This is a genomic window from Pseudomonas sp. PS1(2021) (genome assembly GCF_020405165.1).
GTDB classification, from domain to species: Bacteria; Pseudomonadota; Gammaproteobacteria; order Pseudomonadales; family Pseudomonadaceae; genus Pseudomonas; species Pseudomonas aeruginosa.
In genome coordinates this window covers 1,714,762-1,739,858 of record NZ_CP084484.1, presented here as the reverse complement: position 1 = coordinate 1,739,858, position 25,097 = coordinate 1,714,762, and the positions used below count along the sequence as shown (strand labels likewise).

Below are 25,097 nucleotides of genomic sequence, written 5' to 3'. Positions count from 1 at the left end.
GCGCAAGCGAACGCTGCGCGACTCCCGGCCGGACCGTCCCCTGTAGGAGCTACGCTCGCCTAGCGGGCGGGTTCGCCGCTCCGAACGCCCCTCTCCCTCAAGGTCAGAGGGCTGGTTTGCCTAGAACGAATTTGTAGAAAGGCCCGCCAAGGACGCCCGGGCGTCTTCGGCGGGCCTTTTTCATGCCTTTCCGCCACGCGCCCCGCACAGGTATCCGGCCTGTGGCGGGGCGCGTGTCTCAGAGCATTTCCAGCTTCGACATCAGGTCGTTCAGGCGCTCGGCCTTCTGCTCGCTGATCTCGCTCGGGGCCAGGGACTCGATGTAGCTGGCCAGCTCTTCCACCGTGGTGCATTCGAACATCGCCCGTAGCGGCACGTTGCGTTGCAGGGCCTTCTGCACCCGCGAGGCGATCTGGGTGGCCAGCAGCGAATGCCCGCCGAGTTCGAAGAAGTTGTCGAACACCCCGACCCGCTCGACCTTCAGCACCTCGGCCCAGATCCGCGCCAGGGTTTCCTCCAGTTCGTTGCGCGGGGCCTGGTAGGCCTGGTTCTGCATCTGGCCGATGTCCAGCGCCGGCAGCGCCTTGCGATCGAGCTTGCCGTTGGCGTTGAGCGGCATCCGGTCCAGCACCAGCCAGTGCAGCGGCACCATGTAGTCCGGCAGGTCGGCGCGCAGTTGCTGCTTGATCCGCTCGAACCAGGCGCCCTGCTCCACCATCAGTCCGGCCGGCGAGTCGGCGCTGGAACGCTGTGTCTCGCCGGGAACCAGGTAGCCCACCAGATACTTGCCGTTCGCCCCTTCCTGGACCGCCACCGCCGCCTCGCGGACGTCGGCGCGTTCGTGCAGGCGCGCCTCGATCTCGCCCAGCTCGATGCGGAAGCCGCGGATCTTCACCTGGTGGTCGATCCGCCCGACATATTCCAGCACCCCGTCGGCGCGCCGCCGCGCCAGGTCACCGGTACGGTACAGGCGCTCGCCCGGCGCGCCGAACGGATGCGGGACGAAGGCCTGGGCGGTGCGCAGCGGGTCGCCGACGTAGCCACGGCCGACGCCGGTGCCGGCCACGCACAGCTCACCCACCGCGCCCAGCGGCACCAGTTCGAAGGCGTCGTCGGCGCCGGCGCCGAGCAGGTACAGGCGGTTGTTGTCGGTGGGACTGCCGATCGGCAGGTAGGTGCTCTCGGTGGAGGCCAGGTCGACGCGGAAGAACGCCACGTCGTCGGAACACTCCGCCGGCCCGTAGGCATTCACCAGGCCGATACGTGGGTAGCGCTTGAGCCACTGGCGCGCCAGTTCCGGCGGCATCGCCTCGCCGGTGGGCAACATCCAGCGCAGGCCGTCGAGGGCCTGGCGCTCTTCGGCGAGCATGCCCTGGATCAGCGACGGCACGCTTTCCAGCACCGTGATGCCCTGTTCGCCGACGTGCGCCAGCAGGCCCTGCGGATCGTGGGCGATGGCGTTCGGTACGATCGCCACGCGGGCGCCGAACAACGGCGCGGCAAGGAACTGCCAGACCGAGATGTCGAAGCTCTGCGAGGCGGTCTGGGCGATCACGTCGTTCTCGTCCAGTTCCAGGTACGGGACCTTGCTCAACTGGTTGTTGAGCATGCCCGCCTGCTCCACCATCACGCCCTTCGGCAGTCCGGTGGAGCCGGAGGTGTAGATCACGTAGGCAAGGTTCTGCGGCCCGCTGTAGACCTGCGGATCATGCTCGGCGCCCTCGCCCTGCTGGATCTCGTCCCACACCAGCAGGCGCGGCCGGTCGACGCAGCCGAGTTCGTCGAACAGCGCCAGCGCCTGCTCGCGGCAGGCCTGGGTGCAGACCAGTACCGGGGTGCGGCTCAGCTCGACGATCCGGGTCAGGCGCTGGGTCGGATGGCCGGGGTCGAGCGGCAGGTAGCCGGCACCGGCCTTGAAGCTGCCGACGATCATGCCGAGCAGGTCGAGGCCGCGCTCGGCCAGCAGTGCCACCGGCTGGTCGATGCCGACGCCGGCGGCGCGCAGGGCGTGGCCGAGGCGGTTGGCCCGGCGGTTCAGCTCGGCGTAGCTCCAGCGCTGCTCCAGGCAACTGGCGGCGATGCGCTGCGGATGGGCCGCCACCTGCGCCTCGAACAGCCGCACGTAGCCTTGCTCCAGCGGGTAGTCGCGGGCGCTGCGGTTGCAGCCGTCAAGGAGGAAGTCGCGCTCGTCCTCGCCGAGCAGCGGCAAGGCCTCCAGTTCGCCGTGGAAACCGTCGGCCAGGGCCAGCAGCAGGCGCTTGAACTCGCCGAGCAGGCGCTCGACGGTCGGCGCCTCGAAGTAGCGCTGGTCGTAGGACAGGTGCAGGCCGAGGTCATCGCCCGGATAGCAGACCACGGTCAACGGGAAGTTGGTGTGGGTACGCCCGGAGTCGGAACTGGCGTTCAGGCTCTGCGCGCGGTCCAGCACCGAGACTTCCACCGGGGCGTTCTCGAACACGAACAGGCTGTCGAACAGCGGCTGGCCCTTGGGCAGCTCGCTGCTTTCCTGGATGGCCACCAGGGGCAGGTGCTCGTGCTCGCGCAACTCCAGGTTGCGCTCGAACAGCCGGTTCAGCCATTCGCGCACCGTGCAGCGCTGGCCGGCGGCCGGCATCTGCACGCGCAATGGGATGCTGTTGATGAACAGGCCGACGGTGCGCTGCATTTCCGGCATGCCCACCGGACGCCCGGCCACGGTGATGCCGAAGAGCACGTCGCGCTCGCCGCTGAAGCGGCGCAGGGTCAGCGCCCAGGCGGCCTGGGCGAAGGTGTTGACGGTGAGCTGGTAGCGCTGCGCCAGTTCGCGCAGGCGCGCGCCGTCGGCGGCGTCCAGGCGCGTGTAGCGGTCACCGACGATCATCCCGCCGCTCTCGCCGGCGTGCTCGCGGAGGAACGGGCGGTCGCTGGGCACCAGGGTCGGCCGCTCGAAGCCGCGCAGGCTCTCGCTCCACCAGCGGCGCGATTGCTCCAGGTCCTGGCGTTGCAGCCAGGCGATGTAGTCGCGGTAGCGCGGCGGCGTCGGCAGGTTCGCCGGGCGGCCTTCGCCGAGGGCGCCGTAGATCTCGAAGAAGTCGTTCATCAGCAGGCCACGGCACCAGGCATCGATGAGGATGTGGTGGTTGCTCATCATGAACCAGTAGCGCGCCTCGCCCAGGCGGATCAGGCGCAGGTGGAACGGCGGCTGTTCGAGCAGGTCGAAGCCGGCCTCGCGCTCGCGCTTGTGCAGCGCTTGCAGGCGTTCCTCGTGGCCTTCCTCCGGCAGTTCGCTCCAGTCGAGGAACTCGATGCGGGTGCGACCGGGCTTGTGGATCACCTGCAGCATCGTTTCGCCGGCATTCCAGACGAACGACGCGCGCAGCGCCTCGTGGCGGGCCACCACCGCCTGCCAGGCAGCGGCGAAGCGCTCGGGATCGAGCGGGCTGTCGATCCGGTAGCGGTCCTGCATGTAGTAGATGCCGGTGCCCGGTTCCAGCAGGGTGTGCAACAGCAACCCTTCCTGCATCGGGGTCAGCGGATAGACGTCCTCGATCTCGCCGGCCGGCACCGCCAGGGCGTCCAGTTGCGCCTGGCTCAGTTGCGCCAGCGGGAAGTCGGACGGGGTCAGGCCGCCGGCGCCGTCTTCCAGGCAATGCTCGATCAGCGCCTGCAGTTCGGCGAGATAGGCCTGCGCCAGCTCGTTCACCGTCCGCGCGTCGTAGCGCTCGCGGCTGTAGGTCCAGCGCAGCACCAGTTCGCCGCCGTAGACCTGGCCATCGACGCTCAGCTCGTTGGGCAACGGCGCCTGCTCGTCGTGGATCGGCCCGGTGGGCTGGTCCAGCGGCTGGAACAGGGCGTCGGCGAAGCTCTGGTCGAACTGTCCGAGGTAGTTGAAGGTGATCGGCGCCGTCGGCAGCGCGGCCATCGTCTGGCGCACCGCCGGATCGGCGAGGTAGCGCAGCACGCCGTAGCCGAGGCCTTTGTGCGGCACCGCGCGGAGCTGTTCCTTGATCGCCTTGATCGACTCGCCCGGGCTCTGCGCCGGGGTCAGGCGCAACGGGTAGGCGCTGGTGAACCAGCCGACGCTGCGGGTCAGGTCGATATCGTCGAACAGTGCCTCGCGGCCATGCCCTTCCAACTGCACCAGCGTCGACGGCTGCCCGCTCCAGCGGCAGAGCACGCGAGCGAGGGCGGCCAGCAGCAGGTCGTTGACCTGGGTGCGGTAGGCCGCCGGCGCCTGTTGCAGCAATTGCCGGGTACGTTGCGGGTCGAGCCGCAGGCTGACACTTTCCGCCAGCGCCTCGCGGTTGTCGCCCTGCGGGCGGTCGCACGGCCACTCGACCGGCTGCCCACCCAGCCGGGCTTGCCACCAGCCCAGCTCCTCGCGCAGCGATTCGCTGCCGGCGTAGGCCTGCAGGCGTCCGGCCCAGTCGCGGAAGGCGCTGGTCTTGGCCGGCAACGCCGGTTCGGCGCCCTCGTCGAGCTGACGGTAGACCTGTTGCAGATCCTCCAGCAGCACCCGCCAGGACACCCCGTCCACCACCAGGTGGTGGATCGCCAGCAGCAGGCGTTGCTCGCCGGCCGGGCCGTCCACCAGCACCGCGCGCAGCAGCGGCCCCTGTTCGAGGTCGAGGCTGCGCTGGGCCTTGGCGAACAGCTCGGCGCATTCGTCGAAGGATTGCACCGGAACGTGCCAGAGCAGTTCCTGTTCGCGCAGCGGACGATGCTGCGCCAGCCATTCGCCGTCGACCTGGCGGAACGCCAGGCGCAGGGCGTCATGCTGTTCGACCAGGCGTTGCAGGGACTTGCGCAGCAGGCCGAGGTCGAGGGCCTGCCGCGGCTGCAACAGCAGCGACTGGTTCCAGTGCTCGCGGCGCGCCAGCGGCAGGTCGAAGAACCAGTGCTGGATCGGCGTCAGCGCGCTGTCGCCCTGCACCGGCCCCTGCTCGGCCTGGCTGGCCTGGCTGTGCCGGGCCACCGCGGCGAGGCTCTGCACGGTCTGGTGCTGGAACAGGTCGCGGGGGCTGAAGTGGATGCCGAGCTGGCGGGCGCGGCTGACCACCTGGATCGACAGGATCGAATCGCCGCCCAGTTCGAAGAAGTTGTCGCCGAGGCCTACCCGCTCGACGTTCAGCACCTCGCGCCAAACCCCGGCCAACTGCTGCTCCAGCACGCTGCGCGGGGCCTCGTAGGCCTGCCGGTTGAGCGCCGGGTCGGGCGCCGGCAGCGCGCGGCGGTCGAGCTTGCCGTTGGCGGTCAGCGGCAGGCTGGCGAGCAACAGCAGGTGGGCCGGCACCATGTAGTCCGGCAATTGCTGCTTGAGATGCGTTTTCAGCGCCTCGCGCAGCGCCGCCTGGGCGTCCTCGTCCTGCTCGGCCACCGCGCTGGCGACATAACCGGCCAACTGCTTGCCGCTCGGGCTGTCGAGCGCCAGGACCAGCGCTTCGCGAACCTGCGGATGCTCCAGCAGGCGCGCCTCGATCTCGCCCAGTTCGATGCGGAAACCACGGATCTTCACCTGGTGGTCGATGCGGCCGACATATTCCACCTGGCCGTTATCGCACAGGCGCACCAGGTCGCCGGTGCGGTACAGGCGGCCGCCCTCGGCAGCGAAGGGATCGGGCACGAAGCGCTCGGCGCTGAGCGCCGGACGCTCATGGTAGCCGCGCGCCAGGCCGGCGCCGCCGACGTAGAGTTCGCCGGTCGCGCCCTGCGGCACCAGGGCCAGGTCGGCATCCAGGATGTAGGCGACCCGCGCACCGACCACGCTGCCGATCGGCACGCTGGCGGCGCCCTCCTCCAGGCGTTCGGGAGCCAGGCAGGCCAGCGGCATGACCACCGTCTCGGTCGGTCCGTAGGCATTGAAGAACGACGCCGGGGCGAAGGCCTGGCGAATCCGCTGCAGGTGCTCGCCGGTCAGCGCCTCGCCGCCGGTGATGCACATGCGCACCGGCAACTGCCGGCCCTGGCTCTCCAGCCACTGGGCGAGCTGGCTGCCGTAGCTCGGGGTGAAGCCGAGGATGCTCACGCCCTCCGCGCGGATCAGCTCGCAGATTTCCTCCGCGCCCCACTGGCCCTGGGCCCGCAGCACCACGCGGGCGCCGCACAGCAACGGGGCCAGCAGGCGCTCACTGGCGGCGTCGAAGTTGATCGAATAGAAGTGCAGTTCGCAATCCTCGGCGCGCATGCCGAAGCGCTCGATCACCGCGGCGCAGTGCATGGCGATCTCGCCGTGGGAGACCGCCACGCCCTTCGGCTTGCCGGTGGAGCCGGAGGTATAGATCAGGTAGGCCTGGTGCTGCGGCCCGCTCAGCGCTGCCAGCGGCGCGGGGTCCTCGGCGTCCAGCGCCGGGCCGTCCTCCTCGAGGCACCAGCGCGCCACGCCCGCCGGTAGCTCGCCGAGGGCCTCGAACAGCGCCGCGTGGCTGAGCAGCAGGCGTACGCCGCTGTCCTCGATCATGTATTGCAGGCGCTCCAGCGGATATTCCGGGTCCAGCGGCACGTAGGCGCCGCCGGCCTTGAGGATCGCCAGCAGGCCGACGACCATCTCCAGCGAACGCTCCAGGGCCAGGCCGACCCGCACTTCCGGGCCGACGCCATGACCGCGCAGGACGCGCGCCAGGCGGTTGGAGCGGGCGTCGAGTTCGGCATAGCTCAGGGTCTGTCCGGCGAAGGTCAGCGCCGGGGCCTGGGGGCTGGCCGCCACGCGGGCGGCGAACAGGCCATGGAGGGTGTCCTGGAGCCCTGCCTCGCCAGCCGTGCCGGCGAGCAGCAGTTGCTTCCGCTCCTCGGCGGCGAACAGCGGCAATTCGGCAATGCGCCGCTGCGGGTCGCCCAGCAGCGCCTCCAGCAGGTTCTGCCAGTGTCCGGCCATCCGCGCGATGCGCGGTTCGTCGAACAGGTCGCGGCTGTAGGTCAGGCAGCAGCCGAGGCGCTGGTCGAGGTCGGTGACCTCCAGGTTGAGGTCGAACTTGGTCGCTCGCGCATCGTTGGCGATGTACTCGACGGTCATCCCGGCCAGTTGCCGGGTCTGCTGGAACTCCCAGCGCTGGACGTTGCACATCACCTGGAACAACGGGTTGTAGGCGGCGCTGCGCGGCGGTTGCAGGGCTTCCACCAGGTGGTCGAACGGCAGGTCCTGGTGCGACTGGCCATCGATCACGGTCTGCCGCACCTGCTCCAGCAGCTCACCGACGCTCATCTGCCCGTCGAGCCGGCAGCGCAGCACCTGGGTATTGAGGAAGGCGCCGATCAGCCCTTCGCTCTCCGGGCGGATGCGGTTCGCCACCGGCGCGCCGATGCGCAGGTCCTGCTGGCCGCTGTAGCGGTAGAGCAAGGCCGCAAGGGTGGCGGTCATGGTCATGAACATGGTCAGTCCGCGGGCGGCGTTGAAGCGCCGCACGCGCTCGGCCAGCTCGGGGCTCAGGTCGAAGCGGTAGAGGTCGCCCTGGTGGCTCTGCACCGGCGGGCGTGGCCGGTCGCCCGGCAGTTCGAGCAGCGGATGCTCGTTGCCCAGCTGGGCCTTCCAGTAGTCGAGCTGGCGCTGGCGCTCGCCGCTCTCCAGCCACTCGCGCTGCCACACGCTGTAGTCCAGGTACTGGACCGGCAACGGCTCCAGCGGCGATTCGCGGTCGTCGAGGAAGGCCTCGTAGAGCGCGCCCAGTTCGCGGGCGAAGATGTCCATCGCCCAGCCTTCGGTGACGATGTGGTGCAGGGTCACCACCAGGTAGTGCTCGCGCTCGGCCATCTTCACCATGCAGACCCGCAGCAACGGCCCGCTCTCAAGGTCGAAGGGACGGTGCGCCTCGCTGTCGGCGAGGGTCTGCAGGTGCTGCTGGCGACTGTCGCGGTCGAGCGCGGAGAAGTCCTGCCAGTCCATGTGCAGGCCGCCATCGCTATGTACGCGCTGTACCGGCACGCCGTCGACGCTGGGGAACGTGGTGCGCAGGGTCTCGTGGCGCTGCACCAGGGCCTGTAGCGCGGCCTCGAAGCGCGCCACGTCCAGCGGCCCGCTCAGGCGCGCCAGGCCGCCGACGTTATAGGCCGGGCTGTCCGGCTCCAGTTGCCAGAGGAACCACATGCGCTGCTGCGAGTAGGACAGCGGCACCGGCTGCTCGCGGTCGATGCGGCGGATCGCGCCGTGGCTGTCGGTACGTCCGGCGGCCTGGGCTGCGCGGACCTGTTCGCAGAAGGCCTCCAGTTCGCTGGCCTCGAACAGCGCGCGCAACGGCAGCTCGACGTCGCAGGCCTGGCGGGTGCGCGAGACGATGCGGGTGGCCAGCAGGGAATGCCCGCCGAGTTCGAAGAAATCGTCGCGCAGGCCGACCCGCGGCAGGCCGAGCACTTCGCTCCAGATCGCGGCGATGCGCCGTTGCAGCTCGGTCCGCGGCTCGACGTGCTCGCGCTGCTGCCAGACCGGCTCCGGCAGCGCCCGCGTATCCAGCTTGCCGCTCGGGCCAAGGGGCATCTGCGCCAGGCGCATCAACTGCGCCGGAACCATGTATTCCGGCAGTTCGGCCTGTAGCGCGGCGCGCAGACGCTGGTTCTGCTCGGCTTCCGCCTCGGCGCCGGCAGCGCCGGTGTAGTAGCCGACCAACTGGCTGCCGGCCACGCCTTCGCGGATCACCACCACCGCCTGGGCCACCCCCGGCTGCGCCAGCAGGCGTGCCTGGATCTCCTCCGGCTCGATGCGGAAGCCACGCAGCTTGACCTGCTGGTCGAGGCGGCCGAGGTATTCCAGCACCCCGTCGGCGTTCCAGCGCGCGCGGTCGCCGGTGCGGTACAGGCGCTCACCGTCGGCCGAGAACGGATCGGCGACGAAGCGCTCGGCGCTCAGCGCCGGGCGCCCCAGGTAGCCGCGGGCCAGGCCCAGGCCGCCGATGCACAGCTCGCCGGCGACGCCGGCCGGCAGCAGGTTGAACTCGGCGTCCAGCACGCGGCAGACCACGTTGCCCAGCGGCCGGCCGATCGGCGAACGCTCGCCGTCTTCCGCGCGGCATTGCCAGTGGGTGACGTTGATGGCGGTCTCGGTCGGTCCGTAGCGGTTATGCAGGGCCACCGCCGGCAGGCGTTGCAACACGCGGTTGCGCAGCTCCGCCGGAAGCGCCTCGCCGCCGGAGAACAGGCGGCGCAGGCTGCCGCAGGCGACGACGCCGGGTTCGTCGATGAACAGTTGCAGCAGCGGCGGCACGAAGTGCAGCGTGGTCACCCCGAACTGCCGCACCAGTTCCACCAGGCGCGCCGGATCGCGGTGCTCGCCGGGGGCGGCGAGGACCAGCCGGCAACCGGTGACCAGCGGCCAGAAGCACTCCCACACCGACACGTCGAAGCTCACCGGCGCCTTCTGCATCAGCACGTCGTCGCCGTCGAGGGCGTAGGTCGCCTGCATCCATTGCAGGCGCTCGGCCAGCGCTGCGTGGGTATTGCCCACGCCCTTCGGCTGGCCGGTGGAACCGGAGGTGTAGATGACGTAGGCGAGATTGTCGCCGTGCAGGTGCAGGCCCGGTACCTGACTCGGCCAGTTGTCGAGCTTGAGGCTGTCCAGGCAGATCGGCGTGACGCCCTCCGCGCCAGGCAGGCGCTCGAACAGATGGGCCTGGGTCAGCAGCAGCTCGACGCCGCTGTCGGCGAGCATGTAGGCCAGGCGTTCGCTGGGGTAGTCCGGGTCCAGCGGCACGTAGGCGCCGCCCGCCTTGACGATCGCCAGCAGACCGACCAGCAGTTGCGGCGAACGCTCGGCGCAGATCGCCACCCGCACGTCCGGGCCGACGCCCTTGTCGCGCAGGTAGTGGGCCAGGCGGTTGGCCCGGGCGTGCAGTTCGGCGTAGCCGAGGCTGCCGCCGTCCCACTCCAGGGCGACGCGTTCGGCGGACTGCGCCAGTTGCCGCTCCAGCAGCTCCGGCAGCCAGGCGCGCGCCGGCTCGCAGGGCGCGCTGCCCCATTCGGCGAGGCGCGCCGCCTGCTCGGCGTCGACCAGGGCGATATCGCCGAGGCAGCGCTGCGGGTCTTCCGCGACCTGGCGCAGCAGCTCCAGGTATTGCGCGGCGAAACGCCGGATGCTGGCCTCGTCGAAGAGGTCCGCGGCGTAGTCGAAGTTCAGGGTCAGGCGACCGCGAGCGTCCTCCTCGCTCTGCAGTTGCAGGTCGAACTTGGCTTCGCGGCTGTGCCAGGGCAACTCGTCGGCGAGCAGGCCGGGCAGCCGGCGCAACGCCGACAGGTCGCGCTGCTGGTGGTTGAACAGCACCTGGAACAACTGGCCGCCCTGGCCGCAGGCCGCGAGCACCTGGTCGAACGGCAAGTCCTGGTTGGCCTGGGCGCCGAGGGTCGCCTCGCGAGCCTCGCCGAGCAACGCGGCGAACGGCTGGCGCGCCCGGGGCGTGCCGCGCAGGACCAGGGTGTTGATGAAGAAGCCGACCAGCCCCTGGGTCTCCAGGCGCTGGCGGTTGGCGCTGGGCACGCCGATGCGGATCTCGCCCTGCCCGCTGTGGCGATGCAGCAGCGCCTGGAACGCCGCCAGCAGCCACATGAAAACACTCGCCTCATGGTCCAGCGCGGCCTCGCGGATGGCCCGCGCCAGGGCTTCGTCGACCCGCAGGCTGTAGCGCGCGGCCGGCGACGCCTGGCGCGCCGTGCGCGGATGGTCGGTGGCCAGTTCCAGCACCGGCGCCGCGTCGCCCAGGCGTTCCCGCCAGTAGGCCAGTTGGCGGGCGCCCTCGCCCGCGTCCAGCCACTGCCGTTGCCAGGCGGCGAATTCGGCGTAGTGCAGTTCCAGCGGCGCCAGGTCGGCCGGCTGGCCGCCGCAGGCTTCGGCGTAGAGCCGCGAGAATTCGTCGAGCAGCAGGTTCAGCGACCAACCATCGGCGACGATGTGATGCAGGGTGACCCAGAGCTGGTGCTCCTGTTCGTCCAGACGCACCAGGCTGACCCGCAGCAGCGGCCCCTTTTCCAGGTCGAACGGCTGCTGCGCCTCGGCTTCGCGGCGCTGCGCGGCAGCCGCGGCGCGTTCGTGCTCGGCCAGCGCGGCGAGGTCGACGAACTGCCAGGCGAACTCGCCCCGCTCATCGATACGCTGCAAGGCCGCGCCGTCGCGCTCGAGGAAACGCGTGCGCAGCGCTTCGTGGCGTTCGACCAGGCGCTGGAAGCTGGCGCGCAGCGCCGTTTCGTCCAGCTCGCCGCGCAGGCGCAGGCCGCCGGGGATGTTGTAGGCGGCGCTCTGCGGATCGATCTGCCAGGTCAGCCAGAGACGCTGCTGCGCCGCCGACTGCGGCAGGTCGACACCGCGCGGCAGGTGCGCCATCGGTGCCTCGGCCGGCAGGCCGGCGGCCAGTTGGCGGGCCACCGTGGCGCTGAAGGCCTGCAGGGTCGGCGCCTCGAACAGTTGGCGCAGGTCGAGGGCAACGCCGAGACTGTCGCGCACCTGGGCGACCACCTGGGCGGCGTCGATGGAATTGCCGCCGAGCAGGAAGAAGTGATCGCGCGGCGCTACCTGCGCCACGCCCAGCCGGGCCTTCCAGATCTCGCCGATGCGTGCCAGCAGTTCGTCGTCGCCTGCCGGCGGCTGCGCCTCCTGCACGGCCTGGAGGCCGGGAAACAGCGCATAGCTGTCCAGGCTGCCGTCTTCCAGGCGCAGGCGGCAGGCGGAACGTTGCAGCTTGCCGCTGGATGTTTTCGGCAAGGCGCCGGGATTGAGCAGCGCCACCACCTTCGGCGCTTCCTGGTAGGCCTCGGCCACCGCCTGGCGGATCGAGTCGATCAGCTCCTGGGCCGGCACCGACTTCTGGACGCCGCGACCGATCTCGGCGGCAATGCCGATGCCTTCCTCGCCATCGACCGTGACCGCGAAGGCCGCGACCCTGCCCTTGCGCGCCGACGGCACCTCGCTCTCGACGGTGCGTTCGATGTCCTGCGGATAGAGGTTGTGGCCGCGGACGATGAGCATGTCCTTCAGGCGCCCGGTGACGAACAGTTCGCCGTCGCGGAGGAAGCCGAGGTCGCCGGTGCGCAGCCAGGTGCACCCGTCACGCTCGACGAAGGTCTTCGCCGAGGCTTCCGGGTTGCGCCAGTAGCCGTGGGCGATGCTCGGCCCGGCGGCCCAGATCTCGCCGACGTTGTCGTCGCCGAGGACCTCGCCGCTCGCCGCGTCGACGATCAGCACGGCGTGTTCCGGCTGGCTGCGGCCGCAGCACATCAGCACGCTGCCTGCGCCTTCGGCGATGCGGTTGCGCGCCAGCGCCTCGCCATCCACCGCCAGGGCGGGAATGCCCTGGCCGCGCTGGCCGCCGGTGACGAACAGGGTCGCCTCGGCGAGGCCGTAGCAGGCGAAGAAACTGGACGCCTCGAAGCGGCTGGCGGCGAATTTCTCGGCGAAGCGTTCCAGGCTGTCCTGGCGGATCGGCTCGGAACCGGAGAAGGCTACCCGCCAGCCGCTCAGGTCGAGACGCTGCAGGGCCGACTCGGCGACCCGCTCGCTGCACAGCCGGTAGGCGAAATCGGGACCGCCGCTGACGGTGCCGCCGTACTGGCTGATGGCTTCCAGCCAGCGCACCGGACGTTCGAGGAAGTAGCGCGGCGACATCAGCACGCAGGGTACGCCGCTGAAGATCGGTTGCAGCAGGCCGCCGATCAGGCCCATGTCGTGGTACAGCGGCAGCCAGCTGACGATCACGTCGTCGGCACCGATGCCGAAGCCTCGGCGGATCAGCACCTCGTTGGCGACCAGGTTGCCATGGCTGACCTGCACGCCCTTGGGCAATGCGGTTGAACCGGAGGTGTACTGGAGGAAGGCAATGTGCTCGGGACGCACTTGCGGCTCGTCCCAGGCCTCGGCAACGGCCGGGTCCAACTGGTCGACGCAGAGCAGTTGCGGGGCGTTGGCGGCGGACAGTTGCGCGTTCATCTGCAGCAATGGCTCGCGCAGGTCAGCGGTGGTCAGGACCAGGCGCGGTTCGGCGTCGGCAATGATCGACAACAGGCGCTCCTGGTGATGGCGGCGCGCCGATTCCGGCGGATAGGCCGGCACCGCGATGACCCCGGCATACAGGCAACCGAAGAACGCCGCGACGTAGTCGGGGCCGCTGGGAAACAGCAGCACCGCGCGATCGCCCAGCTGCGCATGGGCCTGCAGGGCCGCGGCGATGCTCCGCGCGCGCAGGTCGAGATCGCGATAGCTGAGGACCACGCCTTCGCCATCGTCCTCGGCGAGGAAGCGCAGCGCCAGGCGCTCGGGCTCCTGGACGGCGCGGCGACGCAGGGCCTGGACCAGGGTGGTGGGAAGTTCGAAGGCGTCCATCATGTGTTTTCCTGCCTGAATTCGGCTTGCAATCGAGTTCTAGTGAGTCTCCGGAAACAGTCGTCGCGGCCGCCCCTCAACTGGCGGCGCGCATGCTTCCCCGGACCTTGTCCTTGTGCCAGCGCAGCAGATGCTGGCCGGCGTAGCGACGCAGCAGGCGCAGCAACTGCCCCTGCTGTTCGCGGATGAAAAAGTGCTGCCCGTCGAGCAGGTCGAGGGTGAAATCGCCCCCGGCCTCATGCAGCCAGCCGAGCAACTCGGCGCTGCGCAGGCTGTCCTCGCGTCCGCCGAACAGGTGCAGCGCCGCGTCCAGCGGCCCATGCGCCTGGTAGCGGTAACTGCCGGTGACGAGAAAGTCCGCTCGCACCACTGGCAACAGCATCTGCATCAGCGACGGATCGTTGAGGACGGCCTCCGGAGTACCCCGGTAGTCGCGCAACGCGGCGACCAGTTCGGCGTCGGCCTTGGCGCGCCGGTAGCCGCTGACATCGTTTTCGGCGGGCGGGGATACGCCGGAGAGGAATAGCGCCAGCGGCCCTTCGAGGCCGCGCCGGCGCATGGCATGGGCCAGTTCGAAGGCCAGCAGCCCGCCCAGGCTGTGGCCGAAGAAGGCGTAGGGAGAAGCGCTGTCGAGGGTGCCGTGCAGCTCGCCGGCCAATTGCGCGACCAGGCTGGCGGCATCGGTATGCAGGGCCTCGCCGAAGCGAAGGCCGCGCCCCGGCAATTCCAGGGGCAGCAAGCGGATCCAGCTCGGCAGGCTGGGCTGCCAGCGGCGGAACAGCGTGGCGCTGGCCCCCGAATAAGGCAGGCAGAACAATTGCAGGGAAACGGCCGGGCTCACCTGCCGACCTCCTTGCGCCGCTGTCGTGGCCCTCGTCCGGGGCAGAGCGCTTTCCCATGATCGATCGGCATTTCCGTCTCCTGCTGCGCACGCCGGGGCGCCGGGCACCTGCCCGTGCTGTCACAGAGGGGAACGGATAACAACGGCAAATAATTAGCGCATGTAACCGCAATCTCCGGGCAACCGCGGAGCATTGCGCGAAAGGACGCCAACCCCTATCCATTCTGATGGGTTGTGCCCGGCGCTATCGCCGCATCGGCGATAGCGATGTACGACCTGGAGCAGCCGGGGACGGTTGTCGCAGCGCCTTCGCGCAGTTCTTGCGCGGAACGTCGGCAGGAGCCGCGAGGCATTCAATACCGATTTCTAACTAGCTGATTCCTAAAGATTATTAAAAAAATTTCGTCTGCGACGCATGACTGCAACATTGGCGCGGCCATCCTTCTGAAACGCCGAAGAATTTCTCCCCTCCATCATTCGCAGCGGCTATTTGCCAGCATGCGGACCATTCACGAATAAAGGTGAGATTGGTTATTTCTTCGTAATTGACAATCATTATCATTCAACATAATTTGTTGCGCCATGTGTGGGTCTCCCCCACCGCCAGTGCTCTGCAGCCCCCTCCGCAGCAAGGTGATTTCCATGTCGGAACAACTGTCTACCCGCAGATGCGATACCCCGCTCCTCCAGGCTTTCGTCGATAACCGCACGATCCTGGTGAAGATCGCCGCCCGCATTACCGGTTGCCGCTCGCGAGCCGAAGATGTGGTCCAGGATGCGTTCTTCAGGCTCCAGTCGGCGCCGCAGATCACTTCGTCGTTCAAGGCACAGCTCAGCTACCTGTTCCAGATCGTCCGCAACCTGGCCATCGACCACTACCGCAAGCAGGCGCTCGAACAGAAATACTCGGGGCCGGAGGAAGAAGGCCTGAACGTGGTGATCCAGGGCGCCTCGCCGGAAACCTCGCACATCAACTACGCGACCCTCGAACACATCGCGGATGCCCTCACCGAGCTGCCCAAGCGCACCCGCTACGCCTTCGAGATGTACCGCCTGCACGGCGTGCCGCAGAAGGACATCGCCAAGGAACTGGGCGTCTCGCCGACCCTGGTCAACTTCATGATCCGCGACGCCCTGGTGCACTGCCGCAAGGTCACCGCCGAGCGCCAGGGCGACAACGTCACCCATCTCAGCGCCCGCCGCTGACGGCGGCGAGCATTCCTCAGCGCCGGTAGCGGCGCACCGACGCCGCCTGCGCCTCGGCCCTGGCGGCGAAATGGGTTCCCAGCAGCAACAACGCCGCGCGCTTGTGGCGAAAATCGAAGGGTTGGCCGCAGCAGCGGCAAAGGCCCGGCGCGGTTTCGCAGCGCTCCTTTGCCAGCGTTGTCCTCGGCGGCTCAACGGGACCGTCCAGGTAGAAATGGTGGACCAGCGCCGCCAACCACTCCGCCACCCGCTCCGGCTCTCCCCGCTCCCGCGGCCCAAGGGCGTAAAGCAAGCCCGTGGGATCGCCACGTCGGCGCTCCTCCTCGATGAATGCGCAGGTCGCGACAGGTTCAGGACGCTCCTGCGCCGGCTCGTGCGACTCGTTGCACGCAGGCCGCTGCCTGTCGCAGCGGGCATATGGATCGGCCTCGCGGCGCTCGAGGGGCGACGGAAACGACAGGCTGGAGGCTGGGGACGGAAGCATGGCCGGCTACTCGTGGGGCTTGCCTGAGTAACGTCGCATCCCGCCGCGAATTTACCCGTCCAGCCCGGCGTCCGGCCGAACGGCCATCAATAGACTTCCGGCACGATGATCTCGCCGGGCGTCGGATGCCTGACGTAATCGGCGTGGCGCAGGCGCTCCGGCAGGTGTACCGGCGGCTGCGGAACTTCCCGGTAGGGCATCTGCTGCAACAGGTGGTGGATGCAATTCAGCCGCGCGCGCTTCTTGTCGTCGGCCTGTACCACCCACCAGGGCGCCTCGGGGATGTGGGTGCGTTCGAGCATGGTTTCCTTGGCCTTGGTGTAGGCCTCCCAGCGCCGCCGCGACTCCAGGTCCATCGGGCTGAGCTTCCACTGCTTGAGCGGATCGTGGATACGGCTGAGGAAGCGCAGGTGCTGCTCGGCGTCGGAGATGGAGAACCAGTACTTGAGCAACTGGATGCCCGAGCGCGCCAGCATCTTTTCGAACTCCGGCACGCTGCGGAAGAATTCCTCGTATTGTTCGTCGTTGCAGAAACCCATGACCCGCTCGACCCCGGCGCGGTTGTACCAGCTGCGGTCGAACAGGACGATCTCGCCACCGGCCGGCAGGTGCGAGACGTAGCGCTGGAAATACCACTGGGTCTGCTCGCGGTCGTTCGGCGCGGGCAGCGCGGCGACCCGGCAGACCCGCGGGTTGAGGCGCTGGGTGATGCGCTTGATCACGCCGCCCTTGCCCGCCGCGTCGCGCCCCTCGAAGAGAATCACCACCTTGTGCCCGGTGTGCACCACCCAGTTCTGCAGTTTCACCAGTTCCCGTTGCAGGCGGAACAGTTCGCGGAAATAGCGGCGCCGACTCAATTCGCCGGGCGCATCCTCCTGCTCGGGACCGAACAGCTCGTCCAGGTTCAGCTCGTCGTCGAGCAGTTCCTGCTCCAGTTCTTCGTCGTGTCGATCGAGCCAGTCGCGACCGATGCGGCCCGAGGTATCGCCATAGGAGTCCATGCGCTGCTCTCCACGTCATGCCGAAATACCGCGAATGCTAGGCGCGTCTTCATGACGGTTTGGTGACGGTTCGATGAAAACGTAGCGATCGCTCGCCGTCGAAAACAGTCGAAAGGTCACTGAAAGTCAGAAAATTCCCTAATCATTTGAATGACTTGGCCTAAGCTGGCCAGCCTCTCCGCACTTTCCACATGCTCCGCGCACCCCGGCGACCGCCGGGGCGAACCGCGCCCTTGCGGCGCCATTGATCGGAGATCAACCATGCAAGCGTTTTCCAAACAGCAACTCATCGATGCGCTGAACGCCCAGAGCAGCGACCTGGCCACCCTGCAGAGCCTGGTCATGGGCCTCTACCTGTGGATTCGCGACAGCCATGGCCAGGCCAGCGTCGATGCGGCCTTCCAGCGCGCCCGCGAGGAGGCCAGGCAATTCCGCCAGCAGAGCGGCAACCAGGCTGACGAGCGATTGATCCTGCAACTGGCGGAAATCGTCCGCGAACAACCCTGAGCCATGACCGGCACAGACTGACCGGTTCGGCCTGACTCAAGGCCGCACGGCAGTCCCGGGCGCCGCGGAATCGACTTTCGCGGTGTCCTCCGCGGGCAGCACCCGGATGGTCGCGGTCACGCCGGCGCGCAAGGTGTTGCGCTGGCGATAGGCGGGATCGATGGCGATGCGCACCGGAATTCGCTGGGCCAGCTTGACCCAGGTATAGCTCGGGTTGATGTTCGCCAGCAGGCGCGAGCCCTCGGCATTCTCCCGGTCGGTGATGGCATGAGCGATGCTCTGCACGCGCCCGTCGAAGCGCTCGCCGCTCATCAGTTCCACCCGCGCCCGGCTGCCGACGCGGATGCCCGGCAACTTGGTTTCCTCGAAGTATCCGCTGACATAGAACGAATCGCGGTCCACCAGCGCCAGCAATGGCACCCCGGCGTGGGCGTAGTCGCCTTCGCGGGTCTGCAGGTTGGTCACGTAGCCGCTGACCGGGGCGCGCACCTGGGTACGTTCGAGGTCGAGACGGGCCTGCTGCAAGGCGGCTTCGGCAAGCTCCACGTTGGCCTGGGCCAGGCCGAGGCTGGCCTGGTTCCTCAGCAACTCGGCCTGGGCCAGGCTGACGTCGGTCTGGGCCTTTTCGTTCTCTTCCACCGATAGCATCGAGCGCTTCTGCAATGCCGAGCGCCGCTGCGCCTCGCTGCGGCGCTGGCGCAACTGGGCCTGGCTGGCCTCGATCGCCGCGCGCGACTCGCCCAGCGCCGCCCGCGCCACGTTCACCGCGCGCTCGGCGCGCAGCACCGCCAGTTCATAGCGCGCCGGGTCGATGCTGAGCAGCAGCGCGCCCTTCTCCACGGGCTGGTTGTCGCTCAGCGGCAACCGGGTGATCAGCCCGGAAACGTCCGCCGACAGCGTCACCACATCGGCGCGGACCCGCGCGTCACGGGTCCACGGCGTGCGGGTGTAGCGTTCCCAGGCGAGGAACACCAGCGCCGCCGCCACCAGCACCGCCAGCAGGGTGGCCAGGCGCGGCCATTTGCCTTGCAACAGGTTCATCGGGACATCTCCCCCATCCACAGGATCAGACCGGCGCAGATCGCGCAGTACAACGCGCCCTGGAACAGCGCTTCGTGCCAGACCCGCTGCAACACGCCGAAGCGCCGCAACAGCGGGTTGAGCAGCAGCAGGATCAGCCAGGCCAGCAGCAGCGCCTGGGCGATCGGCGGCAGGTAGGCGCCCCCGATCTCGACATCAGCGGGCATGTCCGCCCTCCTCTTCTGGTTCTTCGACGACCGCCGGTGCGCCGCGGTCCTCCTCCAGCAACGTCCGATAGCGTTGCAGCGACTGCTGCAGGATCAGTACCGCGACATTCATGATGAAGCGCTGCCGCGTCGCCCCGAGGTCCTTCGACGGCTGCGCCAGCAAGGCCTCCAGGCCCCTGCCGAAACGCCGCAGGGCGGCCAGGGCGAGATCCTGCCGCGGGGCGTCCGCGCCGCCGGCTATGTAGGCGGCGACCTTGCGCAGCGCCTCGCCCAGCAGCGGCTGCAACTCCAGCGGCACCACCCCGGCGTCATGCAGCGGCTCGCGCAGGCGGTTCAACGCCACGCCCATCACCACGCAGCCCAGGGCGCACTGGAAACGTTCCGCCGAAGCCGGCTCCTGGCTCGCCGGCAGCAGGCCGACCATCACCGCCAGGCGATCGATCATCCGCGTCTCGAAGGCGAAGCGCTGCGCCTCGCTGGCCTCGCAGCGCGACATTTCCGCGACGTCCTGGCGCGACAGGTAGAGCAGCCGGCGCAGGCGCGGGTCGGCGCGGAACGGATAGACCAGGGCGAACACCAGCACGGCGAGGACCGCCGCGGCGAGGAAGCCGCCGACGAACTCGAACCACTGCGAAGCGTTGCTGTAGTAGACCGCGATATTCTGCGGCGCCACCATCAGCAGGGTCTCCAGGCCGATGCCCATGGCGATCCCGGCGCTCAGCGGGCTGCTCAGGCCGACCGCGACCACGTACAGCAGCAACGCCATCCACAGCGCCAGCCACTCGAAGTCGGCGGATGCCGGCAACAGCACGAACAGCAGCGCCGCCGAGATCAGGATCGCCAGCAGCAGCCCGCGCAGGAAGTTCTGCGCCGCCAGCAGCGGACGCGGGAAGGTCGCCATCAGCGAGCACATCACGCCGACCAGCAGCAGGCTGCTGAGGGCGCCGTTCCAGGCGCTGGTGATCCACAGCCAGGCGGCGCAGGACAAGGCGACGAAAGCGCGCACGGCGTTCATCGAGGCCAGCGCCCAGTCCAGGTGCAGCGCCTGCGCCTGGCCACGGCGGTAGAAACTGCTGGCCTGGCGGCCGGACTGGATCGCATCGTTGAGTTCGAGCACTTCGCCCAGGCGCTGGAACAGCCGCGCGTATTCCCAGCGCAGGATCGCCACCTGCGGGCGCAGCGCCGGGCTCAGCGCCTCGTCGTAGGACTCCGCGCGCGTCGCCGCGGCATCGAAGGCCTGGCGCACCGCCTGGAACTCCTCCAGCACCTCGGAGGGTACCGCCCGCCCCTGCTCGGCCAGCGCGTCCAGCACCCGCAACGCGCGATCCAGCAGCGCCTGGATATCCGCCGGCAACGGCCCGACCCAGTGCGCCCGCACCAGCAGGCGATGCTGGCGCAGCAGCAACAGCCGCGAGGCCATCAGCACCAGCAGGTTGCCCAGCAACTGCACCAGGCCATCGGCGCGGCGCAGGTTCGGCGCGTCGAAATAGAGGTGCCGGCGCAGGCCGTCCAGCGCGGTGATGCTGGCGACCAGTTGCATCTGCCGCTGGTTGAACGACTCGTCGCCCTCGTCGCCGCGGATCACCGCCGCGGCGTGCCGCGCGGTACTGCGGATCAGGCCATCGACCTGGGCGAAGTAGCCCTTCGCCACCGCCTGCGGACGCGCGCTGAGCAGGCTGACCAGAGCCACGCAGGCGACGCCCAGCAGGGTCTCGGTGACCCGCACCACGGCGAGCATGAAGGTGTTTTCCGGATCGGGAATCGACAGCACGGCGACGATCACCGCGGTGAAGCCGCTGAGCACGAAGGCGTGCGAATCGGTGTAGCGCAGCAAGGTGCCGCCGGCGGTGCAGAGCGCCAGCCAGAGTCCCAGGGCGACGAAGAACGGCAACGGTTGCTGGGCGAACAGCGCCATGATCAGCACCGCCACCACGGCGCCGGCGAAGGTACCGACGACCTGGGCGAAGCTGCGCTTGAGAGCCATCCCGGCCAGCGGCTGGCTGACGATGACCACGGTCATCAGCGCCCACTTCGGCTGCTCCAGGTCGAAGAGGAAGGCCAGGTAGAGGGTCAGCAGCCCGGCGGCGACGGTGCGCAGGGCGAACAGCAGGGTTTCCCGCGGCGGCCGCCAGAGCAAGCGGGCGTAGAGTTTCAGCCCTTCCATTCCCGGCCCCGCACCTCCAGGCAACGGTTGGCCGCGGACCAGGCGGCGATGAAGCGACTCGACATGCGGGTTTCTCGTTCGGGGTTGATGCGGCGGGTTCGCTTCCAGTCTAGAAGGCGCAAGGAAATCCGTGGCCGCCTACGGGGGCGGGCAGGTGCGGTCGGCCACGGAGCGACGAGTCGCGACTACAGGGTAAAAGCCCCGGCGGCCTTCCCGGTAGCGCGTCCAGGCGAAAACCGTTTTCGCTGAGAACGAACGCTGCGGCGCCTTTCGATTGGGTAAGCTTGCTCAGGGCTGGATCGATTTAGCTTGCGAATCAAGCGGATAGAAAGCCCAAGGAAAACGACCAGGAGGAGCCGAGAATGCGTCGAGCGATTGCCACTGTATCGTGGGCCCACCGATGAGCCTGCGCTTCGACGATATCGAAGCCTTCCTCAACGTCGCCGAACTCAACAGCGTGACGTCGGCGGCCGAGCGCATGAGCCTGTCCAAGTCGGTGATCAGCAAGCGCGTCAGCGATCTCGAACGACGCCTCGGCGTCCGCCTGCTCTATCGCACCACGCGCAACGTCGAGCCGACCGAGGCCGGGCATTTCTTCTACAAGGCCGCCAAGGCCTCGCTGCAGGAACTCAACAACGCCGCGGAGATCGTCGCCCTGCGCGAGAACGACCTGTGCGGCGAATTGCGCATCGTCACCCCGATGAGCTTCGGCACCCTCTGGCTGTCGCCGATCATCGCCGACTTCATGAGCCAGCACCCGCGCCTGGAGATCGTCCTGCAGATGGACGACCGCCTCACCGACTTCGAGAAGGAAGGCTACGACCTGAGCATCCGCGTCACCCGCCTGGACGACAGTTCGCTGATCGCCCGGCCGCTGGCCAACAGCCAGCGGGTGGTCTGCTGCAGCCCCGACTACGCGGAACGCCACGGCACGCTGGACACCCTCGAACAACTGATGCAGCACGAGTGCCTGGGCTACAACAACGCCACGCCGAGCCAGGTCTGGACCTTCGAACCGGCGTTCCCCGGTGCCAAGCCCCGCGCCGTCTCGCCACGCGGACGCTTCAGCAGCAACAACGGCCAGGCCATGCGCGACGCCGCCCTGCGCGGCCAGGGATTGGCGTTGCTGCCGCTGTTCATCGTCGCCGAGGACCTAAAGAACGGCCGCCTGGTGGACGCCGCGCCCGGCCTGCGCCCACTCGACGACGTGATCTACGCGATGTATTCGCGGGCGGCGGCGATGTCGCCGAAGGTCAAGGCGTTCATCCAGCATCTCCAGCAGGCGCTGTCGATCCCGCCCTGGGGCAACGGCTGAGCGACCGAACCATTCCGGCGACGCTCCGGTCAGATACTGGGCATGCGGAGAAGACTCCCAGGAGCCTGTCGTCTCTCCCCCGTCCGGCCACCCGGCCCACAAAGGAGAACTGCCATGATCGTGCGTACCCTGCTCATCGCCGCCGCCCTGCTCGGCGGCACCGCCCAAGCCGCCGAAAGCACCGACCTGTGCGGCGCCAACCTGCAGAAGCTGGACGACATCCTCGCCGTGCGCGGCAAGACCTCGGTCACCGGTGCGCGGGTCACCGAGGTCAAGGAACTCCAGGCCAAGGCCAGGCAGGACCAGGCCAGCGGCGACACCAAGGGCTGCATCACCGCCACCACCCAGGCCCTGCAGATCCTGCAGAACGCCGGGAAGAAATGATCCGCGACAGACGCAAGGCGGATAACCGCAAGCGGTTATCCGCCCTACCCCAATGCAACCCTCCGTAGGGCGAATAGCGCCGCAGGCGTCATCCGCCGACACTCCAGCCCCCGCCCCGACCGCGTCCGATTTCGCTCACTCGAAGCGCAGGCTTTCCCGTACCGCGCGGATTTCCGCCTGGCTGGCGTCGTAGGCCTCGGCCAGGCCGGCATAGGACAGCGAATAGGCCGAGGTCTTGCCGGCCGCGGTGAGCAAGGTCTGCTTCATCACCACGGCGCCGCGCTGGCGAATGGTGCAGGTGGTCTCCAGCGCCGCCAGCCCGCCGGTGGTGGACGGCTGCGGCGAGGTGCAGGCGGTCTGCAGGCCGTTGCGCAGGAACTCGATCTGCACCAGCTTGCGCATGTGCCCGAGGACTTTCTCCAGGTTCACTGCCTGCCCGCTCTGCAAGGGCATCCGCGTCACTTCCATCACCAGTGCCTGGGAGCCGTCTGCCTGCAACTTGACCGCGCGCTGGCGCTGGCCGGCGCCGGCCTGGCCGGGCTGCGCGGCGGGCAGGTCGCTGACCTGCCAGCCCGCCGGCCAGCGCGCCATCGACGCCTCGGCCAGGCTCAGCGCGGACAGCGTGCCGACCGCCAGGGCCAGCCAGCGCCAGCCGTTGCGTCGCGTTTGCGCCTGCCTCACGGTGTACCCTCCTCTTCGCGTCCCTCCACGGCCGGCCGGGGCTGCCCGAGGGGCTCCTCGAAACGCAGCAGGCGTCCGGCATTGCCCAGCACCAGCAAGGTGCTGAGGTTGTGCAGCAGCGCCGCGACCATCGCCCCGGCCGCGCCGAGCAGGCCGAAGGCTGCCGCGGCGACGATCGCCAGGGTCCAGCCGAGGCCGATCGCCACGTTGACCTGCAGGGTCCGCCGGCATTGCCGGCTGAGCCGCACGCAGGTGCCGAGCCGGCGCAGGTCACTGCCGATCAGCACGATATCCGCCGAGGCCAGGGCGATATCGGCGCCGCCGGCACCCATTGCCACCCCGACCACACCGGCCTTCAGCGCCAGCGAATCGTTGATGCCGTCGCCGACCACCATCGGCCGGAAACCGCTGCCGATCTCCGCGCCGACCTGGCGCAACTTGTCCTCCGGCAACGCCTGCGCCACCAACTGGCGAATCCCCACCTGCTTGGCCACGGCGTCGGCCACCGCCTGGCGATCGCCGGTCAGCAACAGTTGCCGGCCCAGACCCAGTTCGCGTAGATCGGCCAGGGCCTCGGCGGCCTCCGCGCGTACGCTGTCGGCCAGCAGCAGCCAGCCGAGGAAGCGCCCGTCCAGGGCGATTCCGGCGATCGGTCCCTCGTGCGCCGGCACCTCGCCGGCGTCGATGCCCAGTTGCTGGAACAGCTCGGGCCGGCCGAGGGCGGCTTCGCCCGCCGCTGTTCGTGCGACCACGCCGAACCCCTGGCGTTCGCGGATATCGCTCAATGGATGATAGGCATCGTGCGCCGCCAGGGCCGCCAGCGCTCGGCTCACCGGATGGCTGCTGGCGGCGCCGAGGCTGGCGGCCAGGCGCAGCACCGACGCCTCCTCGGCGGCATCGGCCAGGCGCAGCGCCTGCAAGCGCAGGCTGCCGTGGGTCAGGGTGCCGGTCTTGTCGACCACCAGCGAAGTCAGGTCCGCCAGCTCCTCGAGGAAGGCCGAGCTGCGGATCAGGATGCCGTGGCGGGCGGCCACGGCGATCCCGGCGATAGCAGTGGCCGGGGCGGACAGCACCAGGGCGCAGGGACAGGCGGCGACCAGCACGGCGAGCATGGCCTGGGCATCGTTGGTGACGAACCAGGTGACCGCGGCGATCAGCAACACCAGCAACATGTACTGCCCGGCGTAGCGCTCCAGCAGGCGGGTGATCGGCGGCTTGGCGCGCTCGGCCTGCTGCATCAGGCCGATCACCTTGCCCAGGGTCGAGGCCTCGCCGGTACGGGTTATCTCGATGCGCAGCAGGCCGTCGAGGTTGATCGCGCCGCCGTAGACCTCCATCCCCGGCGCCACCTCGAGCGGCACCGACTCGCCGGTGATCGGTGCGGTGTCGAGACTGGCCTGGCCTTGCAGGACCCGCCCGTCGGCCGGAACCCGGTCACCGGCGCGCACTTCCACCTGGTCGCCCGCCCGCAGGCTGGCGTTGTCCACCTCGCTCAGGCTGCCGTCGGCCTCGATCCGCCGGGCATGGCTGCGGGTCAGCTCGCCGAGGGCGGCGATGGCCTCCTGGGAGCCGATCACGCTGCGCTCCTCCAGCACGTGGCCGAAGATCATGATGATCGGCAGCAGCGCGGCGGTCAGCAGGTCGCCGCTGGCCCAGGCGCCGAGCATGGCCAGCGCGATCAACTGGTCGGTGACGCCGTGCAGGCTCGGATGCCGCAGGCTGTCCCAGGCCGAGCGGGCCACCGGCAGCGCCACCAGCAGCGATGCGACGCCGAGCAGGATCTGGCTGACCCCGGCCTGGTCCGCCGCCAGCCAGCGCCAGGCCAGGCCGAGCAGCAACAGGCCAAGGGCGAGCATCGCCAGGCTCAGCTGGCGGGCGGCGCGGCGCTGCTCGTCGCGGCTGAGCAGGCCGCCGCCGAACGGCAGGTGATGATGATGATGCGCGCAGCCGCCATGGCTGCCGTGGGCGGTCGGCTCGCTCATGCGCACCTCCCGGGGCGAGCC

13 protein-coding genes are annotated in these 25,097 nt (G+C 69.1%); 4 read left to right on the top strand and 9 right to left on the bottom strand.

Annotated features, from left to right (window positions below):
* Positions 1–238 precede the first annotated feature (238 nt).
* Together pvdL and pvdG are read right to left on the bottom strand one after the other, a co-directional pair.
* A complete protein-coding gene (pvdL, locus tag LE197_RS08270; RefSeq protein ID WP_031692903.1) occupies positions 239–13,267 on the bottom strand; it encodes a pyoverdine non-ribosomal peptide synthetase/polyketide synthase PvdL in 13,029 nt (4,342 codons plus the stop codon).
* Between the two features lie 73 nt (positions 13,268–13,340).
* Positions 13,341–14,105 carry a pyoverdine biosynthesis thioesterase PvdG gene (gene pvdG, locus LE197_RS08265; RefSeq protein ID WP_003089659.1) on the bottom strand — a complete coding sequence of 255 codons (765 nt, stop codon included), beginning with the start codon at positions 14,103–14,105 and terminating at the stop codon, positions 13,341–13,343.
* A 642-nt stretch (positions 14,106–14,747) separates the two neighbouring features.
* On the opposite strand from pvdG, the gene pvdS reads away from it, so the two are divergent.
* Positions 14,748–15,311, top strand: a complete 564-nt coding sequence (gene pvdS, locus LE197_RS08260; RefSeq protein ID WP_003113068.1) for a pyoverdine signaling pathway sigma factor PvdS — start codon at positions 14,748–14,750, stop codon at positions 15,309–15,311.
* A 16-nt stretch (positions 15,312–15,327) separates the two neighbouring features.
* Here pvdS and LE197_RS08255 read toward each other — a convergent pair whose 3' ends face one another.
* Both LE197_RS08255 and ppk2 read right to left on the bottom strand, forming a co-directional pair.
* Positions 15,328–15,795: a hypothetical protein gene (locus LE197_RS08255; RefSeq protein WP_031692902.1), complete on the bottom strand. Its 468-nt coding sequence runs from the start codon at positions 15,793–15,795 to the stop codon at positions 15,328–15,330.
* An 86-nt stretch (positions 15,796–15,881) separates the two neighbouring features.
* Positions 15,882–16,796: a polyphosphate kinase 2 gene (gene ppk2 / locus LE197_RS08250; protein ID WP_003089666.1), complete on the bottom strand. Its 915-nt coding sequence runs from the start codon at positions 16,794–16,796 to the stop codon at positions 15,882–15,884.
* 261 nt (positions 16,797–17,057) lie between these two features.
* On the opposite strand from ppk2, the gene LE197_RS08245 reads away from it, so the two are divergent.
* A complete protein-coding gene (locus tag LE197_RS08245; protein ID WP_003089668.1) occupies positions 17,058–17,303 on the top strand; it encodes a hypothetical protein in 246 nt (81 codons plus the stop codon).
* A 36-nt stretch (positions 17,304–17,339) separates the two neighbouring features.
* Here the strand turns inward: LE197_RS08245 and LE197_RS08240 are convergent, their stop codons facing one another.
* Genes LE197_RS08240 through LE197_RS08230 form a run of 3 tightly spaced genes read right to left on the bottom strand, consistent with a single transcriptional unit; the run spans position 17,340 to position 20,714 of the window.
* A complete protein-coding gene (locus tag LE197_RS08240; RefSeq protein WP_003102974.1) occupies positions 17,340–18,344 on the bottom strand; it encodes an HlyD family secretion protein in 1,005 nt (334 codons plus the stop codon).
* The gene (locus LE197_RS08235) at positions 18,341–18,550 is read right to left on the bottom strand and encodes a DUF1656 domain-containing protein (protein WP_003102972.1); all 210 of its coding nucleotides are present in this window, start codon (positions 18,548–18,550) and stop codon (positions 18,341–18,343) included. The genes LE197_RS08240 and LE197_RS08235 overlap by 4 nt, the downstream gene beginning before the upstream one ends.
* On the bottom strand, positions 18,540–20,714 hold the full coding sequence (locus tag LE197_RS08230) for an FUSC family protein (RefSeq protein WP_031692901.1): 2,175 nt from the start codon (positions 20,712–20,714) through the stop codon (positions 18,540–18,542). The genes LE197_RS08235 and LE197_RS08230 overlap by 11 nt, the downstream gene beginning before the upstream one ends.
* Positions 20,715–21,114: 400 nt before the next feature.
* Here LE197_RS08230 and LE197_RS08225 point away from each other — a divergent pair, with 400 nt between their 5' ends.
* Positions 21,115–22,029 (top strand): LysR family transcriptional regulator, encoded by a 915-nt coding sequence (locus LE197_RS08225; protein WP_003089677.1) that lies wholly within the window; start codon positions 21,115–21,117, stop codon positions 22,027–22,029.
* Between the two features lie 114 nt (positions 22,030–22,143).
* Positions 22,144–22,413: a hypothetical protein gene (locus tag LE197_RS08220; RefSeq protein WP_003089681.1), complete on the top strand. Its 270-nt coding sequence runs from the start codon at positions 22,144–22,146 to the stop codon at positions 22,411–22,413.
* Between the two features lie 135 nt (positions 22,414–22,548).
* Here the strand turns inward: LE197_RS08220 and LE197_RS08215 are convergent, their stop codons facing one another.
* Both LE197_RS08215 and LE197_RS08210 read right to left on the bottom strand, forming a co-directional pair.
* On the bottom strand, positions 22,549–23,094 hold the full coding sequence (locus LE197_RS08215; protein ID WP_003116899.1) for a DUF4946 domain-containing protein: 546 nt from the start codon (positions 23,092–23,094) through the stop codon (positions 22,549–22,551).
* The gene (locus LE197_RS08210; protein WP_003139213.1) at positions 23,091–25,076 is read right to left on the bottom strand and encodes a cation-translocating P-type ATPase; all 1,986 of its coding nucleotides are present in this window, start codon (positions 25,074–25,076) and stop codon (positions 23,091–23,093) included. The genes LE197_RS08215 and LE197_RS08210 overlap by 4 nt, the downstream gene beginning before the upstream one ends.
* Positions 25,077–25,097: the final 21 nt, after the last annotated feature.